This is a genomic window from Ktedonobacter racemifer DSM 44963 (assembly GCF_000178855.1).
Taxonomy (GTDB): domain Bacteria; phylum Chloroflexota; class Ktedonobacteria; order Ktedonobacterales; family Ktedonobacteraceae; genus Ktedonobacter; species Ktedonobacter racemifer.
The window spans coordinates 2,650,490-2,668,239 of the sequence record NZ_ADVG01000003.1 but is presented as its reverse complement, the minus strand read 5'-3'; the positions used below and the strand labels follow the sequence as shown (position 1 = coordinate 2,668,239).

The following is a 17,750-nucleotide window of genomic DNA, read 5'->3' as shown; positions in this document are numbered from 1 at the left end:
CGCTTGAGGGTACCAAAGCGTGAAGAACCTGAAAAACAGTTCAAGCTCATGGCACGGAGAGGTGGACAGCGATACCCAAAAGCTCCACTGTCCGCCTCTTTCCGCGTCCCTAACCTGCATTTACTCCAAAGAAAGAAGGAGAAGCCAACATGATCTCTGCGGCATTTCCGTACCAAAAGCAGCGGCGGCGGGTCCAGGGCTTCGAGATGGCGTACGTGGAGGTGGGAGAGGGCGACCCCATCGTGCTGCTGCACGGCAATCCCACCTCGTCGTACCTCTGGCGCAACGTGCTGCCGCACCTGCAGCCACGAGGCCGCTGCATCGCCCCCGACCTGATCGGCATGGGCGACTCCGACAAGCTGCCTGACAGCGGCCCCGGCTCGTATCGCTTCGTCGAGCACCGGCGCTACCTCGACGCCCTGCTTGAGGCTCTGGATGTGCGCGAGCGGGTCACCTTCGTCGTCCATGACTGGGGCTCGGCCCTCGGCTTCGACTGGGCCAACCGCCACCGCGAGGCTGTAAAGGGAATCGCGTTCATGGAGGCGATCGTGGCGCCGCAGGGCCGGGACCACTGGGACAAGATGGGAATGCGTCAAGCCTTGGAGGCGCTGCGTTCGGAGGCCGGCGAGGCGATGGTCCTGCGAGACAACTTCTTCGTCGAGCAGATCCTGCCGAAGGCCGTCCTGCGCACCCTCTCCGACGAGGAGATGGCGGAATACCGACGGCCGTTTGCCGAGCCCGGCGAGGGGCGACGGCCAACGCTGACGTGGCCCCGGGAGATCCCCATCGAGGGCGAGCCCGCCGATGTGACTGCGATCGCGACTGATTACGCAGACTGGCTGGGGACGAGCAATGTGCCCAAGCTGTTCCTGAAGGCAGAGCCAGGTGCGATCCTCGCCAACGACACACTGGTCAACCTCGTCCGCGGGTGGCCCGCGCTGACCGAGAACAAGGTGTCGGGGATCCATTTCGTCCAGGAAGATTCGCCGGACGAAATCGGGCGGGCTATCGCCGGCTGGATGGGGGCGTTGTCCAGCTAATAAAATGAATCAAGCCACTTTTTATTGCGAACATGCCCCGAACAAAACCCCAGATATGAGTTTGTGCCTGAATCTAGGGGGTTTCCTTCTCATCTACCGCAGCGGCACATAACTCGTTCCAGTGTTGTGAAACATCACCTGGACGTTGTCAACGGTCACGACAAGGTCTGGATGATGCGCATCGCCTGAGAACGTAAGAGTCACTGGCGCCAGGTCTGCGCCAGATTCAACTAGGTGAGGCCCTTGCAAGAGCCAAGTGTGTGCGGGATCACCGCCGCGGATCTCGAAGATTAAGATCTGCCCCTTGAGGTTAAGAGCGGTGAAATGCGTTGGAGCGCGTGGATCCAGTTCATGGCCCACGATATGGTCTACCTGGGTCGTTCTTGGATAGCCATAGTGAACATCATCGATAAGCTGCTCGCTCCAGGAAAGTACCATGGACAACGCGATCGTGAGGAGCAAGGCGCACAACATCCCCAGCCCAAGAAGCAAGAGCCAGTTCCCCCGCTGCGCTGTTTTCTTTTGTGCTGTTGCTGGCCGCGAGAGCTCCAGCACCTCTTCGGTGGTGATTGAGCGCTGCGCCCGTGGTTTGGCAAATTGCGAGGCGCGTGCCGTCTGGACGGCGGGCGCTTTGCCTGGCGAGGTCCTCGGGCGGCGACGGACAACGAGGCTGCGTGGAGCAAGACGAGGCTCCTCTCCCTCGATGGTTGCAGGCATACTGGTTCCCTCCTTTAATTGAGAAGCACAACAAGATTAGAGAAGAAATAGAGGGGCTACCGCCGAGCACAAAAGAGGAAGGAACACCTGTTCCTAACAAAGCATATCTGAACCATAGGTTGCGGCGCAACCCACTTTTCCACGAACTTTTCCAGGGGTGTGTGTAGGAATTGTGGAGAAAACAACCTTAGCCAACAACTGGTGAGAGGGCGATTGTATCGGTAGTGTTGCAAAAATTAAAGCTCAGCAAATTGAGGGTCTATATGAGCATAGGCCACGAGGAAAAGATGCAGAACATTCACCTTTTCTCTGCGACAATGTTTCTTATGCTGTAATTACTCACTCTATTTTCTCAGCTCAAAATTTTTTGCAACACTACCCCCGCTCTCGTGTTGGCAGATCGATTTCAAAGACGTGAGCACCGTCGAGGACGACCCAGTGGAGCTAACCGGCAAGCGGCAACATGTGGCCGAAGCCTTCAATATTGTGGATGAGGGCACTTCCATCCTCTTGTGGAGCGAGGTGCGCACTGATTTCACGGCAGAGACCTTGCTCGCATCCCTCGCACAAGCGATCGAACGCTACGGGGTGCCCCACCGCATCATGCTGGATCGCGATCCACGCTCGGTTGGTGCTCCGCAAGGCAGTGATTTCCCTTCGGCCCTCTTGCGCTTTGGAGCGTGCCTGGGCATTGAGATGCATGTGTGCCCTCCTCGTCACCCCCAAGACAATGGGTTTGTCGAGCGGTATCATCGAACGTATCAGCAGGAATGTGTGAGCGTGGAACGGCCTTCGACCCTGGAGCAGGCCCGGACTGCCACGCAAGCCTTCAGGGACCATTACAATGCCGAGCGTCCCAACCAAGCACGTTCCTGTGAGAACCGTCCTCCACTGGTGGCCTTTCCGGACCTCGCGCCCTTGCCTCGGCCTCCCAAGCAGGTGGAAGTCGATGCTCACGGGCAAGTGCATCTGGACCTGCGGGGGTACTACGTGGACGTGCACCGAGCAGGCCAACGCGTGACGCTGCAAATTGAGGCGGCAAGCCGTTCCTTGCTCATCTGGCACGAAGGGTCATTGCTCAAAACGGTGCCGTTACGCGGCTTCTCTGGAGGCTCATGCTCCTTTACTCGCTTTGTGGAGTACATGGTTCAGCAAGCGCGGGCGCTGCACCGCTTGCGTTCCTTGCAAGAGCGCACAAAGCGCGTGTCCTAAGTCGCTTACTCTGCAGTCCAAAGCCTCCCTGCACAAGGGCGGACAACGCCTGCTTCTTCCAACTGCATCTTTTCTTCCTGTATCAAGAACATTGCATTATTTCTCTCTTCTAAAGAGAGAATGAATGAATCAGAAGAATAACAGCTCTCTTCTCGCTTGTTTGAAAGAAACAGTAGGCAGATGCGGTTCAAGCTTCAGCCCATCATTTCCCTGCTCATCCGTTGGCACGATGTCGGTACCCCACCCCGCTGACGATGTGAGTGAACCATACACATCCTGACGACATGGCAACCCTGGGTGCCTTCCCCTCTCCAACGAAAAGCTTTCCCGCTTCGCCGCGATGCCGCGTTCCCCCTACCTAGCACTACACTCGTTCTGGTACAATACACCTGAAATTCCAGTAGAAAGGGAAAGACATGGGCAGAGAGCACAAACGCATGCCTGCCGCTGATCGCCTTCATGTGCTCTGGCGGGTTGCTGCCATTGTTGAGGCAAACAAATGGTGCGCTCTCGATGTGGAAACTACGGGCGGGGTTTCACTCCAGTAGACGCCCTGCGCATCTAGAAGGAGATAGCTCAAGCAGGAGGTCTACTTGTAGATGCGCAGCAGCACGTTGTGGCGCGAAACCCTGAATTGGTATTTACAAAAAGCCCAAGGAGGTTCATGGAAGCTAAAAGATATATTTGCAAGCAGTCCAATTGACAAAAAGCGTGCTCTAGAGTGGAGTAGAGAGCAGTCTCTCAGATATGTGGATAATTACTGGAAGCGAAATGGAGATAAGTACTACTACTCTGTTGTTTTCAAATTTCTGCCAATAGAGTGAACCTATTGTGTCAGTTTATTGATGTTTCTCAGGATACTTTTCGTTTTTCTCTCAATAACGGGTTCTACTAACACTTATACGACCTCCAAATTGCTTTTTCGGGCGTTTTCTCCATTTGCCGCAATATGGTAAATGTCTTTTCATAACAAAATCGCCAAAAAACGCCGTTTTCGGCGTCTCATAGCCTGGCTTATGTCTCCAATCGTACACAATCGCTTTTTCGCCCACTCAAATTTTAACTTTGACTATTTGTGTCTGCGTATTGAATACTTCCCTCTATCCAGCCGTCAATGTATTCTTCAATCTCCCGCACAGTGTCAGTTTGCGTGAACCCATCGAGGTATGCGGTGAGATAGAAAAAGAAAAAATGATAGCAGTAATACGCCAGCCGTTCCAAACGCAGGGTGTGTCTAATGCCGTTCTGACACAGAGCATTATAAAAAGCGTCCCTTGCCCAATCCCGGCAGCACATGACCCATGCGTCACGTTCCGGCGGCGCGAGGATGGGGGTGTCCCAATCCACGATGAAGTACCTGTCACCGTTCACAATCAGATTTCCTCCGGCATCGCCGTGGGTGATGAAGAAGTCCGCCGTGTCACCTCGGCACAGCTCGGCAAAGTATTTCAACCTCTTGGCTCTATGCTCCAGCTTGGCGCGATTTTTCTCAAGCAGTGAGTGAATCTGTATGTTATCCAGCGCGTTCCATTGCTCGAAGAACTTATCGGCGCTTTTGCCCGAAAAATCTTCACGGAGAATGGGAACGCCACAAGACGGAACTGCGTATACCTTCGCCAGCATTTGATATTCCGGGATTTTTGTAGCGTCTGTTTCTATGTTTTCACCGTCAATCCAGTCGAAAACGCCGAGTATTGCGCCGTCAAATCGTGTGGACAGGTCGTCGTCTTTTGTCTTTACGATTCGGCTGATGAAGTCAATGCCGTGGTCACATAGGTGCTGGATTATAGAAAAGCTGCGTTCATAGACGGCTTTATGCGCGGCGGGGTAAACCAGTTTTAGAAAATAGCTGCTATTCGTAGCGTCCAGCCGCCACGTTTCACCGTAATAGCCGCGTTTTGCGGGAGCTAGTACGGCGGCGCTTATTCCATATTCCTGCCTGATGAACTCAAGCAGACGATGTTGGTATTCCTCGGAACGGGGGATGTTGCTGTACAATTATTCCTCACTCCTTTGATTGAAACTGGTGCTATTATAGCGCAAAATCAGGCCGACAGGCACACCGAATGTGTCCAAGAGCCATTCGGGCCTGCCGCTCGCCACAGTGAGCCTGGACGATCTGCCGATAGAGTAAACGAGGTGGGGATGGGGACACGTCTACGCGTTTTGATCGACTGCGGTGGGGTTGGTTTCTGGTAGCAAGGGCAGTCGAGGCACAAACGCGTAGATCGCGGTCGTGACCTGATGGCTGGTGGGATGGTTTTTGGTGGCTGGGCAAGGCCACCAGGTCTAAGACCGCGCTGTAAAAAATAACAAGTTCTTCCTATGGCCTCTCGTTCCTCTTGACAAATTTTTCTCCATATAACGGACGCCGATCTGGAACAGTGCCTGACCTATCCCGAGATCTGGCCCGACATCCTCTCACACATCGCTGGTCGCAAAACGGCCATGTTTAACGCTGACTTTGACTATGCCATGCTGCGCTACTCCGCTCGCGCCTACAGCCTCCATCCGCCAGCGATCTGGCAGGGACAATGCGTCATGAACTGGTACGCCGTCGTCCATGGCGAGCCACGTGGTCTCTACGACTACCGCTCACAATCACTGCACACAGCCTGCCAGTGCTGAGGAATCTCGCTCCCAGAGGGAGGCCAGTTCCACTGCGCCGCAACGGATGCGCTGCTCTCCGCACAGGTCATACTCCGCCTTGCTGATATGTACCACCAGCAACAAGCACACCTCACCTCTTTGAGCAGGCTACATATCAGGAGAGCATACAGGAAGGAATCTCTTGCACTCTGGAAAGACCAGACACCAACAGCAACAGCAGCCTATGCCGCACGACTAGCATCACACCCTGCACCAGCGCTAGATTCTACTCCTCACATGCCAGGAAAACAACGAAGGCTTCGCGCCTGCGGCGCTGAGGAGGAAGGTGGTGAGTGGAACAATATGAAGCACAAAGAGAAATACAAAAACACCCCCTTAAACTCTTGCATTGCTCCCGTCAATTGCGCTATAGTAGGACGGGCATACAAATGCACCTTCTCGCGCATACATATATCGTTACATAAAGTCACGCTCGTACGGCTACTACTTCTACAGCAGTCCCCGCTTCACTTCATCAGCGAAGTCTCCAACGCTCTTATATGGCTATAAGAGAGGCGTTCGTTATTCTCTCCCCTCTTATAGCTGCATGCGTGGTGCTCTTCTGATAGTACTCAAGAAAATATTACCTTTCGCTTGTCTCTCCACAACAGCACCACATCCACTCTAATGCAAACTCAGCACCACTCCAGTGCAAACAGACCCCGTCCATCAACAACGACCCTGAAACCGTCCACCCTCTTCTACAACTGGATGCGTGGAAAGCAGCAGCCTAGCCGTGGTCGTTGGACGCACCCAATTCCAATTCGCTCCAGAAACTTCCTCTACGTCACACAAAATCAGCAGGACTGGATGTGGAGGGTAGAAGACTTTTCAACACATCCTCCTCCAGGGCAGCTCGGTTTGACCTACTTCCTCACCTTCCCTCTTATCTCTTGCCTTGTCGTTGGTACATCTCGATCACTTCCTCCACCGTCGTTGCATCCTCTGGCTGTTTGTCTCGGTCGCGAAAAGCAATGAGTCGCGGGAACCGTAGCGCATAACCTGGTTCGTCTCCCACTTTTCCCGCCGTATGGTTCGGCGAACGGGTAATTTCGTCGGCCAGCACCTCAATGACGATTGCTGGTTTGAGCCAGACACTTGGCGTGATGAGCGAGAAGACGCGAGCTGGTTGGCGATCGGTTGGCAATCCCTTGGTCCGTTCCCTGATACTTCCCCATTGTTCATCACTGAGCCCTGTGCCGATTTTGGTCACCGTGACAAACCGATCCTGCCTCGCATCATATACCCCTACCAGTAAGGCACCCGCACCCAGTGCCGCCCGCTTGCCTCGCCCAAAGAGATACCCCAAGAGCACCCCATCAATGGTATCATCCAACGCGCCTGCTGCGTGCCGTTTGATCTTCACCCAATTATAGTTTCTCGCCCCTGCTTCATAGTGACTTCCCCATCTCTTGACCACTAATCCTTCCAGGCCCTTGCTAATGGCTTCGTCAAAGAGCAAGGTGAGCGATTTTGCATCATCCACCAGATGGCTCCGGGTCACCATGAGCGTATTGCGAGTTTGTGGAATGGTCTCCTCCAGCACCTTAAGACGCTCCTCCAGCGGGTATTCAAGCAGCGATGCCCCATCCTTATAGAGGATGTCAAAGACGAATGCTTTCAATGGTAATTCCTGCGCCATCAACGCCACCCCATGTTTTCGCCGTCGGCGCGTCGTCTCCTGAAACGGCAAGAATTCTTCTGAAGTGGCATTATACGCCAGGGCTTCCCCATCGAGGATGGCTTGCTCTGCCTGCACCTGTGTGCGAGTCGCCTCAAGGATTTCAGGAAACATATCGGTGAGGTTTTCCAGGTTCCGCGAAAAGATCGCGATCTGCTGACCGTTTTTGTGGATCTGGACACGGAACCCATCATATTTATATTGCGCGACCACTGACCCCATCTTTTCGATAATGGCCTCAGCAGTGGGAAGCCGTTCGGCCAATTGAGAGTGAATCGGTCTGCCCACCGCAATATCCAGGCTTGCGATCGCACGCTGAGCCTCTTCCGCCTCTGGATGCTCCCACAACGTCCTGGCAATGAGGCCAAGATCCGAGGTGACGTGATACACTCCTTCGAGGAGCTTGCGTTTCTTCGCATCGTTCCATTTCGTAATGGCTAGTGCATCCAGGATCGTCGCATCGCCAATACCCAGCCGTAGTTTCCCCAACACAATACGCACACTATACTTTGCCGATTCCCCATCAACATGATCAAGCAACCCAACCAGCAACACCCGTTTCTTTTCAATAGCCCCCTTTCCTGCTGTCTGCGCGATCGTTTGCAAGACCGTAAAGACCTCATTGACACTCACCTTCTGGATAGGTTGCTCTGTTTCTCCTTGAATCTGCGCGGCAACCAAACCCAGATCACCAAGCGTGGCATACCGCTCGGTGATCTGCTCCAGCGAATGGGAAGAGGCCTGAGCAAGCGCTTGGAGCACCGCTTTCTCTGCCATGCCCATCTCCAGTGGCATAAATAGCGGCGCGACCCTCCCTTGCATGAGGTAGCAGATCTGCTGGATTTCTTCTGGGTGCTCCACTTGGCGAAACAAGGTAGTCACCAATTGCACCAGATTTCGTCGGGAACTGGTGCCCTCTAGCGCCTCAAAGCACTGAGCAAGGACGGCAAATTCCATTGCATCTTCTCCCTTCGCCTCCTCTATGGGATCTGCTTATCATATGTAGCAAGCATCTCTTTGCATCTTATCAAGCGTCTCTCCCGTGAGAGGAGCACCACTATGTCGTTGACTTCAGGTCAAAACACCTGATCTACCACTCCTATTGAAACGTCTATCACCAAAGACAAGGAGACACGATGCCTTCATCACCACCATCCCCTAGAGACAGCGATCCAGCCTGCACCTTCTGCCGCATCATCCAAGATAAAATCCAGGCCAGCGTGATCTTCGAAGATGCCAGCCCCCTGGCTTTTTTGGAGCAGAGACCGTTGTTTCCAGGGCATTGCCTGCTCATTCCCAAGCTCCACGTCGAAACGCTCGCCGATCTCCCACCCCCCTTAGTCGGGCCCCTCTTCCAGAACGCGCAACTGCTCGAACGGGCCATCGAAACTAGCCTGTCTGCCGTGGGGACATTTCTCGCGATCAACAATCACATCAGTCAAAGCGTCCCTCATCGGCACCTCCACCTCGTTCCACGCCACAGGAAAGACGGATTCAAGGGCTTTTTCTGGCCCAGACAGCGCTACCAGGATGAGGCCACCCAACACCAGGTTCAGGAAGCGCTTCGTTCGGCCATCGCCCGCCTGTACGTTTGAGTACTCAGCAAGCAACGTGGTCTTCTGGTCCAATCACCCTTGTTCCTCCATGCCAGGCACCTTTGGTGCGCACCGGATCCAGCGTACGTGCATCTGCCCCACAGGGCGATCAAAAAAACTTGTTTGCGCATCCAGACGAAAGAGCTGGAGGAAGTCCTCTGGCTCAAGGGCAACGCGCAGGCGCTCCGCATAGGAATTTAGGAGCATCTGTTGATAATATTCACTATCATATGCGGGCAGGTCTGGGGAACGCCCAGACGCAGAAGAGGGAGGAAGCACTCGCACCGTTTCCTCGCTATCTTCTTCACTGTCTTCCAGAGGAGAAATATCGTCAATGTCGTCAGGCAACCACACAGGTGTACCATTGGAGGCACGGTAAAAGCGAACATGCTCACCGCTCTTCCATTGCCTTCTCCCTGCTGCTAGTAACGCTTCGTATTGCGCTTCTTTCTGCCTTGCACGACCGGCAAGATACGTCTGCGCGTCTTTCGAGAGACGAAGACGCGTGGCGACATCGGAGGCAGGAAGTGAGCGTGTCCGCAGCGCCCGAAGCATTTCCTGATACCCTTGCTCCACTCCAACCAGATCGCCCTGCATCACACAGCGCAATGCCTGGCGCAAAAACCGCTCCCCATAGGGTTCCGAGCGACTCGACCGCATGGCCGCCCCTCGCACGATCACCTCGCCAGAATAGGTCAAGAGCGCATAATTCTTGATCGCGTGAGAGAGCATCGCGGCATAGCGCGCTTCGTATTCCAGCTTCACTCCGTCGGGCAACGTCGCGCCCACCTCGCTGACTAGTGCTCGTTCTTGCTCTTCACCCCATTCACTGGGAACCGCAAAGTATACCCCATCTGTATCCGCTTCAATTGGCACCATTCCTCGCTCTCGTAGGGACGCAAGAAGACTATCGAGCAGTGCCCTACCTCGCCTGGTCACCTGGTTTGCCGCCTCCAGATCTGCAAAGAGTGCCATCGAGGTCGCTCCCAAATACCCATACGCCGCGTTAATTACGGTTTTCATAGCGGCCTGTGTACCATCATGCTGATTGGCTTCTATCGAACCAGGGGGCGCTTCCCGAGCCGCTCGTTTATGGGTGAGACGCAATTCCGTCAACCGATCCATAAAATGCAGAAACACGCTCAGACGATCACACTTCGGCGCAATCCGAAAAGCCCGAATCAGCGAGGGATAGAGAGAGGCGACGTCCGCCTTGACGACATGCTCGGCAACGCCCTCTGCCAGAAGATACGAGGCCCCACCTTGATGTTGCCCATAGCGCTCTTCCTGGCCGGTCGTATAGGGTGGAAGGGCCATATCTGCTCGCACGTATGCGCGGACCATCATCGGCTCAAGGATTCCCATAGCTGGACCGGCTGAGGCCACCCGCTCATAGCGACGAGGGGCCATCCCGGCGAGGGCAAAGGCAGCTCCCATCAAGCGACGCGAAATCGCGTCAACCTCACACACATCGTCGAATGCATATTTGCGTACCAGATCTGGGTCACGCTGATATATCTCATAGATCTTGCTCCCTTCCAGGTACACACGTTCTGGAGCAGCCATGCCGAAATGGCGAGCAACCTCCTTAAGGCGATAGGATGGTAGCGAGCGTGCAACAAAATCATATCGGCGAACCGCATCTAAAGTGTCGATCAGTTCCCGTCCCGCGACACTGAAGCGCTTGCGTTTCCTGCGATGAGCCCCCGCTTCCTCAAACGATTCCAACTGCAATGGCGCGCCAGATCGTCCGAGTTGCAACGGCACACGGAGAGCCTTGGCGCGAGCCTCAAGAAACGGGAGATCAAAGCCAAACAGATTATGGTTCTCGATGACATCGGGATCCAAACGACGAATCACTGCGCACAGCTCGGTGATGAGGGTAGGCTCTTCTTTAGGGGTAGGCGCTTCTAAGATACATTCTTGCCCACGATTGTCTCGAATAGCGATCAAAAAGATGCGACCTCGCGAGGGATCAAGCGAGGTGGTTTCTACATCAAATTGCAGGCGATGGAGATCATCATAGGCCAGGCCTCGAAAGAAGACACGCCCCGTTTGCATCAGATATTGTTCCACGTGGCCAACACGGTAATAGTCTTCCCACAAGGAACCAAGCGAGGTCACCTGGTGGCCCAGGCGTCGTGAGGCTCCCGAAAGAAGCATCCGCTCTAACAGGTGTCCATCGCGAGCTGAAAGCAGATACCGATACGAGCCAACGGAACCTTCCAACAAGCGATAGCTGATCGGCGATTGATCCCTGTCCCAGGAAAGCGCCGCCGGAGGTTGCGAGTGCAGCGGTGGGAGATCCTCCAACGTTCTTGCAAAGAGCCAGGGGCGAAAGAACGCTTTGCTACAGCTGACCTCTCCCTCTTGTCGTTGCCAGACAAGCGCTTTCCCTGTCCGGGTTGCCCAGACAGAGACAATACCCGGAGTCGGATCCCAGCCAAAGAGCATCTCGTCATGAAGGTGGGCCGGAGCTCTCGTTTCTGGATCGGCTGTCATGGGTTCGTCCTTTCTCATCAGAGCAGCACCTCTGAATACCCCGTTTTTTCAATGCTCGCGTGTTGCATAGTGGTCAGACCGCCTTTATGATACTGGCAAAAGCGGTAAAGCATCGTCCTGATTGAGAGGAAAAGGTGAACATCTTGGAAAAACGTGAGAGAACATGTGAGAAAGAAGCAGGTGGTCATTACCGAACGTCGAGGAGCAGCCATCACGTCCTGAATCCCTGCTGAAACGTCTTTCTCTTCATCCACTCTTGAAATTCGTATCGCTGGTCGTCGACCTTCACTGTCCCCTCGCGCTGCGCTCCTGCGACAGAAACAGAAACTCAGACGAGCATCTCGATACCTCCACAAGAATGCAATCCTCTCCCTGCAGGCCACGATCGCGCACACCGCGCCTGGCGTACGCCCCTCGTCACCACTAGAACACAGGTCTCTCATTCCGCTCCGACAGCCGATATTCGCCCGGGCCTGTCGGAATTACCCACCTCAGTCCATCCTCCTCGTCGTCTTCCGCAACATACCCCGAATCTTTCAGCCCCACCAAATCAAGAGCAGCATCTCATTCTCCCACCTCCACCCACTCACAAAAGGGTATTGTCAACTTAGTAACAGAGCTGAACAATATGCTAAAATAGCTTCATGAAAACAAACACCACTCCCCTCAATTACAAAGGGTTCCGCTTTCCGCCGGAAATTATCAGCCACGCGGTTTGGTTGTATTTCCGTTTCTCGCTCAGTTTTCGTGATGTGGAAGAGCTTCTAGCACAACGAGGCGTCGTCGTGACGTATGAAACGGTGCGACAGTGGTGTTTGAAATTCGGCCAGACCTATGCGAATGAATTGCGCCATCGTCGCCCTCGTCGTGGCGACAAGTGGCATCTAGACGAGGTATTCCTCACGATCCGTGGCGAGAGACAGTATCTGTGGCGAGCGGTGGATCAAGATGGCATTGTGCTTGATATCCTTGTGCAGAGCCGCCGTAACAAGAACGCCGCCAAACGTTTTTTTCGCAAACTGCTCAAGGGGCTCCAATACGTGCCACGCGTGATCATCACCGATAAACTGAAGAGTTATGGAGCGGCCAAACGCGAGATCCTGCCTGGCGTGGAGCATCGCCAGCACAAGCGCCTCAACAATCGAGCAGAGAACTCGCACCAATCTACGCGACTGCGCGAGAAGAAGATGCGACGTTTTAAATCGTCAAAACACGCGCAACGTTTTCTTTCTGCGTTTAGCCCTATCTCTCAACATTTTCAAGCACGAAGACACCGTATGTGTGCAGGAGAGTATCGTACCATATTACATGGGCGATTCCAGGTCTGGAATGAGGCAGCTACAGCAAAACAAGTCGTATGATTATCTCTCTTCCCCAGTCTCTCTTGGCTCTCCAACATCTATCCCCTACATAACTCAACAATATACTTCGTTTCTCTCAATAAGTTGACAATACCTACATAAGAATTAGAGAAGAGTCTTGGTATAAGACACACTGAATTGCACCAAGACAGCATGCCTCTTGAGTGAATTTTCAGCATCGGCAAGACTTTTTGACCTGTCTTGTCAGGGCCTGTTCACGTGGAATTGCGAGAAAGCGCCAGTGAATCGATATATTTATACTTATAACCAATAAGGTTGAATAAAATAGCCTTCGCCTTAATTGCCCCTAAAAGAGAGGAGAAGCACAGCATTGAAACGTTTCTATTTTGCTGTTGTGATCACGTTGGCCTTAGCGATCTCCGCCTCAATCTCCCTTGCTAGTTCTGTCACACCTGTTCGTGCGAGCTCAAACGATGGGGTTCTTCACTCCATCCGCAGCATGCAGGTAAAAAACGCCTGTCGCCATAATTGCGGTGGAAGCAATAACCTTAGCTACCATGGCGGCACAGGCGGCGTGGGCGTCGAAACCGGAGCCGATAAGGTGTATTTGATTTACTGGGGATCACAGTGGAACAACAACGATCCCTCCGGCGAAGCGGCCATCCAGCAGAAATTCTTCAATGGCGTAGGTGGCTCAAGTTGGAACAATTCGGTGACGCAATACTGTGAAGGCGTCGCCACTGGCACGGTTACCTGTGGCTCATCTGGCACACATGCCACAAACCCCACCGGTGTACTCGCTGGCGTCTGGTATGACAATGCATCCGCAGCTCCTTCCAGACCCAGTCAGTCGCAACTGGCCAGCGAAGCGGTCAATGCAGCGGCACACTTCGGCAACACGACTGCGTCTTCGAATACAACGGTTCAGTATGTGATCAATACCGCGACTGGCAATAACGCGAGTGGTTTCGGGACCCAATACTGTGCCTGGCACAGTTCGACGAGTTCGAGCTCCGGCAACATCGCCTATACCAACATGCCCTACATTACTGACGCAGGCGCGAGTTGCGGTGCCAACTTCGTGAACTCGGGGAGCGCGGGCTTGACCGACGGCATCACCATTGTCGGTGGTCATGAGTTCGCCGAGACCGAAACCGATATCTTCCCCAGTTCTGGCTGGCTCGACGGCAGCGGGCAAGAGAACGGGGACAAATGCGCCTGGATCAGCTCCGGACAGGGTGCATCAGCCAACATCACGTTGAGCACCGGCACATTCCCTGTCCAGTCGCTCTGGAGTAACGCGTTCAATAGTAACGCTGGTGGGTGCGTTCTTTCCTATCCCTAAACACTCTCTTGAGTTGCTTGGAGGGATCGCCAATCCTGGCGATCCCTTTTCTTTACGCAATGCCAAAAGCTGCCTCATCATCCACGAGCCTACATCGGCATAATCACATCCCCCTCATCTCCACACCCTGAGAAGTGAAGCCCATCTGGTTTCGCTGCTACTCCCGTACATGTGTAAGTCTTGACCGCTGAAAGCTTCGCTGGCACAATAGCGTGCTGCATAGCATCGGTAACAGAACAGTTCTGGTCGCTGGGACGAATACTGAACGTATGAAGGGCCACCGTATCAATAGACCTGCTGGCGAATCCAAGCATTGCCGGTTGACACTTCTGATAGGCCTGCCAGAAACATGATTCAGCCTGTTTCGCCATGGTTGCATTCAAGGGAAGACCCCGAGGGCTCGTCTGTACGCTGCCGCACTTGCGCACGTGTAGAGGTGGTGTTGGATTCTGAGCCCCCTCTACCGTAGAACCACACGCTGCGACTCCCACAACAACCAGAATACAGAAGAGCAGCATGGGTGCCACAGCTCTCTGAGTAGTCCAGCGACACTGCTGAAAGTAGCGTTGTAATCTGTGTACCATTTCTCGTATCTCCTCAGAAACCTCTGCTCTCACTGAGCCTACTACAGAAGACGATGTGCAATCTAAAAAAGTTCCCAACGTATAAGGATACCTGGATGAGAGTTTGTATATGACAACAGGTACGAAGGGCGGAGCATCAAATGAAACTTTAAGCAGAGCAAGTAGTGCTGACCCACTTTGGAAGAGGCTGGAAAGAAGGAGCTATGTACCAGGATTCCTCTCACGACACATAGTGAGGTCTAACGCCTCTAGAAACATGGAAGTTGTGCCAGGCGAATTATCTCTCATTGCTACCGTCGTGTAGCGTCGAAGAGATGTATAATCGGCTCAGATTGTGTACAGCATGGGAAAGATGTACACAGCGTGGTATTGGTATTGGGCAAGAAGAAATGCCAGAAGAGAATTATGGCGTTTCTTCTTGCTGTATTCGATATGCTTTCGGAAAGATCTGGGCTTATGCATCAGAATTATCTATTTCTAGCTCTGTAAACCCGAAGAAGTGTGGGGCGTAGAAGAGAGGTATTTCGCCAAGTGGCCCGTGAACGTTTTTCGCGACGATAATGTCTGCGATGTTTTTGCGTGCGGTAACCGGATCATATACCTCCTCTCGGTGGAGGAAGCAGATGACATCCGCGACTTGCTCGATAATTCCTGGTGATACAAGATCTGCTACCTGGGGAATCTGGCTTAGTGGTTTTTTGGGTTGCGCTACTTGGCTTGTGACAAGTATCGGGATATGGTACTTACGAGCGAGCAATTTCAGTGTTTGAAGTGTGGTATAGAGCTGCTGCGTTCGTTTTTCTCGTTGAGAACTGGCTGCTCCTAAGAGATGGATATCATCAATGATCACAAGATCAACCGAGAACTGCTCTTCCTCATCGCACAGTTGTATAAGGCTGGCCTCGATATCTGCAGGCGAAAGCTCAGCATTATCGTAGATCCAAATGGGGAGCGAACCTAACTGATTTACCGCCTGTTCAATGCCTTCCCAATCCTCATCAACTAACCTGCCAGTGCTTAAGTTTTGGCTGGGAATATGGCTTCTCGAAGAGAGAAAGCGGTGAAGAAGGTGCGTTTTGTTGTGTTGTAGGCTAAAGTAGACAACATTTTGATTCTCTTTAGCAACTCTATACGCTATATTCAAAGCAAGTGTGCTCTTGCCTATAGCTTCACGGCCAGCTAAGACAATGACTTCACCACCGCTGAGCCCACCTAGCAGAGCATCAAGATCGGGATATCCTGTTGCTATTTGCTCCTCTTTCTGTTCCACACGTGCACTATACACTTGCTCTATGTCCATAAGTGTTTCTTGCATTACATTTCCAATCTGAAGAGGGGGATGTTCATGCTCTAAACGTTGAGCTGCATGGAAAAGAGTATGGCAGGAATGGCATAAGACGATGAGGTCGCTCATCTGCTCATTGCCGCGACGTTCGTACGTTCGATGATGGACGTCCAAATCACTCGACGTATAGCACACTTGGCATCGGTTCTGTGACCACTCTAAAGCCCTTTTTCGTTTTTCTGCCCATTCTGGCGTCTTGAGATAGTCTTCATAAGGCATCATTCTCAGGAGCTCCAAGCGCTGTTCATCCATTTTATTTCCCTTGCACCTATTTTAATTCAACTTCCTCGCAACTAAGATAAAAAAGAAAGTAACAAATAGTACGAGCTATATAGTCGCTTTCTGAATAAACAAGCAAGTCAGGCTCTAGTTCATAAGTCAACGTAATATAACATAATCTTCTTGAGATTATCAATAAAAAAAGCGTCAAGAACAGGTAACATAGTTAGTTATGCTCATTGATTTTCGATTCGCTTGCGACTACTAAAGTCGTAGTATGAGCACCGCCAGTAGACGACACGTGGCTCCGTCACCCCCTCTCACCATAAGTAGCCTGATCTGGCCTCAGCGGTGGACACTGCCCACAGGATAGCCCACCTAGCACATGGCTACCGCTGTAAGCGCCTGGCCAATGTACACATAATGTTGGTCGGCGACATATGTGCGCCAATGCATTTCGCCGGCCCGTATGAGTACTGTTTGGCGTGGAGGCCTAGTTGGATAGACAGGCACCAATTGATTTCCGAGGGGAGTCGGATGATAACTGGGCTCAGCAGAGAGATCGGGCAGATAATCACGGGTATCGACGATGGCATAGAGCTCCGGATAACCACGTTCAGAGCCAATTTGCATGAGGCGAAAACGGGACCAGCATTCGACATCTGAACAGTAAGGGGTACCAAACTCGTCAATAAATCGGTACAGCCGTTTATGAATCGGGCAAGAACCCCCTGGTGCATTGCTTAACATCCCTTTCTCATAAGCAGATAAGGGAGTTTCATTAAAAGGATCTCCAGAAAATGGGATCTCATCAAGCGGTTTTCTAAGCGAGCGAGGATCTGGATAGGCAAACGGGTAACGCCGCTGGGCTTCCTGAATGGGAAGATATGCCCCCTCTTCAGGAACCCAAATCCTGGGGATGCACCAAAATTTGATCTCGCGTCGGCTTGTGTCACCAATAAAGTCCGCAGCGAAAGAAGTGGCTTCAAGCGCTGTAATCAACACCGACTCTTGACGAGAGGGAAGATGCATAATGGCGGGCTGATATGGTTTTTCTCGCACAACCGGCTTATACTCGCCAAAGTGGACGGGGTAGAGCGTTTCTCCTGATTCCCAATAGTAAAAGGTTTGTCCGTAGAGATTATGAATATAACGTTCCCAGGCACGCAGGGTATACAGCTTTCCCTCCCTCATCGAGGTTTCTTCATAGGGAGAGATCCAAAGAATGTACACGCCGCGCCGCGTATACTCCTTTGTGCGCCTGGCGATGGTATCGAGTTGGATACTGCTGACCTGCATCTCAATAGCAATGGGAACGTCGCCCAGGAAACAGCTGATGTCCGGGCGTACGGGTCCCATTTCGTGGAGTAGAAAATATTCCCCCGAAATAATTGGCCGAGATCGCTCAAATAGCCCCGTGAGGCGCATCTGTCAGTGACAGTCGTGGCTTCACGGGGCTTGGATGAGCAATTCTCCCGAAACATTGGAGAGCTAGGCCAGGAAGCTTACCGATTGAAGACCGCTGGGTCAGCGTGGCGA

At 52.9% G+C, this 17,750-nt stretch carries 14 protein-coding genes; 7 read left to right on the top strand and 7 right to left on the bottom strand.

What is annotated here, in order from left to right; genetic code table 11:
• Positions 1-149 precede the first annotated feature (149 nt).
• Positions 150-1,040: a haloalkane dehalogenase gene (locus KRAC_RS40895; RefSeq protein WP_007917511.1), complete on the top strand. Its 891-nt coding sequence runs from the start codon at positions 150-152 to the stop codon at positions 1,038-1,040.
• A 93-nt stretch (positions 1,041-1,133) separates the two neighbouring features.
• On the opposite strand, the gene KRAC_RS63500 is transcribed toward KRAC_RS40895, so the two are convergent.
• Positions 1,134-1,757 (bottom strand): hypothetical protein, encoded by a 624-nt coding sequence (locus KRAC_RS63500; RefSeq protein ID WP_007917510.1) that lies wholly within the window; start codon positions 1,755-1,757, stop codon positions 1,134-1,136.
• Between the two features lie 414 nt (positions 1,758-2,171).
• Between KRAC_RS63500 and KRAC_RS40880 the strand changes: the two genes are divergently transcribed.
• Both KRAC_RS40880 and KRAC_RS78670 read left to right on the top strand, forming a co-directional pair.
• Positions 2,172-2,969, top strand: a complete 798-nt coding sequence (locus KRAC_RS40880) for an integrase core domain-containing protein (protein WP_075164483.1) — start codon at positions 2,172-2,174, stop codon at positions 2,967-2,969.
• A 416-nt stretch (positions 2,970-3,385) separates the two neighbouring features.
• Positions 3,386-3,517, top strand: coding sequence for a hypothetical protein (locus KRAC_RS78670; RefSeq protein ID WP_274532155.1), 132 nt, complete (start codon positions 3,386-3,388; stop codon positions 3,515-3,517).
• Between the two features lie 511 nt (positions 3,518-4,028).
• On the opposite strand, the gene KRAC_RS40870 is transcribed toward KRAC_RS78670, so the two are convergent.
• A complete protein-coding gene (locus KRAC_RS40870) occupies positions 4,029-4,967 on the bottom strand; it encodes an aminoglycoside phosphotransferase family protein (RefSeq protein ID WP_007917506.1) in 939 nt (312 codons plus the stop codon).
• 450 nt (positions 4,968-5,417) lie between these two features.
• On the opposite strand from KRAC_RS40870, the gene KRAC_RS72405 reads away from it, so the two are divergent.
• Positions 5,418-5,597 (top strand): hypothetical protein, encoded by a 180-nt coding sequence (locus tag KRAC_RS72405; RefSeq protein WP_157507638.1) that lies wholly within the window; start codon positions 5,418-5,420, stop codon positions 5,595-5,597.
• 907 nt (positions 5,598-6,504) lie between these two features.
• On the opposite strand, the gene KRAC_RS40865 is transcribed toward KRAC_RS72405, so the two are convergent.
• Positions 6,505-8,256: an ATP-dependent DNA ligase gene (locus KRAC_RS40865; RefSeq protein ID WP_007917505.1), complete on the bottom strand. Its 1,752-nt coding sequence runs from the start codon at positions 8,254-8,256 to the stop codon at positions 6,505-6,507.
• Positions 8,257-8,435: 179 nt separating this feature from the next.
• On the opposite strand from KRAC_RS40865, the gene KRAC_RS67375 reads away from it, so the two are divergent.
• Positions 8,436-8,894 (top strand): HIT family protein, encoded by a 459-nt coding sequence (locus tag KRAC_RS67375; RefSeq protein WP_007917504.1) that lies wholly within the window; start codon positions 8,436-8,438, stop codon positions 8,892-8,894.
• Between the two features lie 33 nt (positions 8,895-8,927).
• Here KRAC_RS67375 and KRAC_RS40855 read toward each other — a convergent pair whose 3' ends face one another.
• A complete protein-coding gene (locus KRAC_RS40855; RefSeq protein ID WP_007917503.1) occupies positions 8,928-11,396 on the bottom strand; it encodes a 3'-5' exonuclease in 2,469 nt (822 codons plus the stop codon).
• A 644-nt stretch (positions 11,397-12,040) separates the two neighbouring features.
• On the opposite strand from KRAC_RS40855, the gene KRAC_RS40850 reads away from it, so the two are divergent.
• The gene (locus tag KRAC_RS40850) at positions 12,041-12,757 is read left to right on the top strand and encodes an IS6 family transposase (RefSeq protein ID WP_007917502.1); all 717 of its coding nucleotides are present in this window, start codon (positions 12,041-12,043) and stop codon (positions 12,755-12,757) included.
• A 331-nt stretch (positions 12,758-13,088) separates the two neighbouring features.
• Positions 13,089-14,063, top strand: coding sequence for a hypothetical protein (locus tag KRAC_RS40845; RefSeq protein WP_007917500.1), 975 nt, complete (start codon positions 13,089-13,091; stop codon positions 14,061-14,063).
• An 89-nt stretch (positions 14,064-14,152) separates the two neighbouring features.
• Here the strand turns inward: KRAC_RS40845 and KRAC_RS40840 are convergent, their stop codons facing one another.
• From KRAC_RS40840 to KRAC_RS40830, 3 genes are all read right to left on the bottom strand, one after another.
• Complete coding sequence (locus KRAC_RS40840) at positions 14,153-14,647, bottom strand: hypothetical protein (RefSeq protein WP_007917499.1); 495 nt, start codon at positions 14,645-14,647, stop codon at positions 14,153-14,155.
• 454 nt (positions 14,648-15,101) lie between these two features.
• Positions 15,102-16,244, bottom strand: coding sequence for a DnaB-like helicase C-terminal domain-containing protein (locus tag KRAC_RS40835; RefSeq protein ID WP_007917498.1), 1,143 nt, complete (start codon positions 16,242-16,244; stop codon positions 15,102-15,104).
• A gap of 345 nt (positions 16,245-16,589) precedes the next feature.
• Positions 16,590-17,570: a competence protein CoiA family protein gene (locus KRAC_RS40830; protein WP_040445816.1), complete on the bottom strand. Its 981-nt coding sequence runs from the start codon at positions 17,568-17,570 to the stop codon at positions 16,590-16,592.
• Positions 17,571-17,750 lie beyond the last annotated feature (180 nt).

Bases quoted from the DNA above. Each gene is read 5' to 3' on its own strand.
- KRAC_RS40895 (WP_007917511.1), top strand. From the start codon at position 150: ATGATCTCTGCGGCATTTCCGTACCAAAAGCAGCGGCGGCGGGTCCAG.
- KRAC_RS63500 (WP_007917510.1), bottom strand. From the start codon at position 1,757: ATGCCTGCAACCATCGAGGGAGAGGAGCCTCGTCTTGCTCCACGCAGC.
- KRAC_RS78670 (WP_274532155.1), top strand. From the start codon at position 3,386: ATGGGCAGAGAGCACAAACGCATGCCTGCCGCTGATCGCCTTCATGTG.
- KRAC_RS72405 (WP_157507638.1), top strand. From the start codon at position 5,418: ATGTTTAACGCTGACTTTGACTATGCCATGCTGCGCTACTCCGCTCGC.
- KRAC_RS40865 (WP_007917505.1), bottom strand. From the start codon at position 8,256: ATGGAATTTGCCGTCCTTGCTCAGTGCTTTGAGGCGCTAGAGGGCACC.
- KRAC_RS67375 (WP_007917504.1), top strand. From the start codon at position 8,436: ATGCCTTCATCACCACCATCCCCTAGAGACAGCGATCCAGCCTGCACC.
- KRAC_RS40855 (WP_007917503.1), bottom strand. From the start codon at position 11,396: ATGACAGCCGATCCAGAAACGAGAGCTCCGGCCCACCTTCATGACGAG.
- KRAC_RS40850 (WP_007917502.1), top strand. From the start codon at position 12,041: ATGAAAACAAACACCACTCCCCTCAATTACAAAGGGTTCCGCTTTCCG.
- KRAC_RS40840 (WP_007917499.1), bottom strand. From the start codon at position 14,647: ATGGTACACAGATTACAACGCTACTTTCAGCAGTGTCGCTGGACTACT.
- KRAC_RS40835 (WP_007917498.1), bottom strand. From the start codon at position 16,244: ATGGATGAACAGCGCTTGGAGCTCCTGAGAATGATGCCTTATGAAGAC.
- KRAC_RS40830 (WP_040445816.1), bottom strand. From the start codon at position 17,570: ATGGGACCCGTACGCCCGGACATCAGCTGTTTCCTGGGCGACGTTCCC.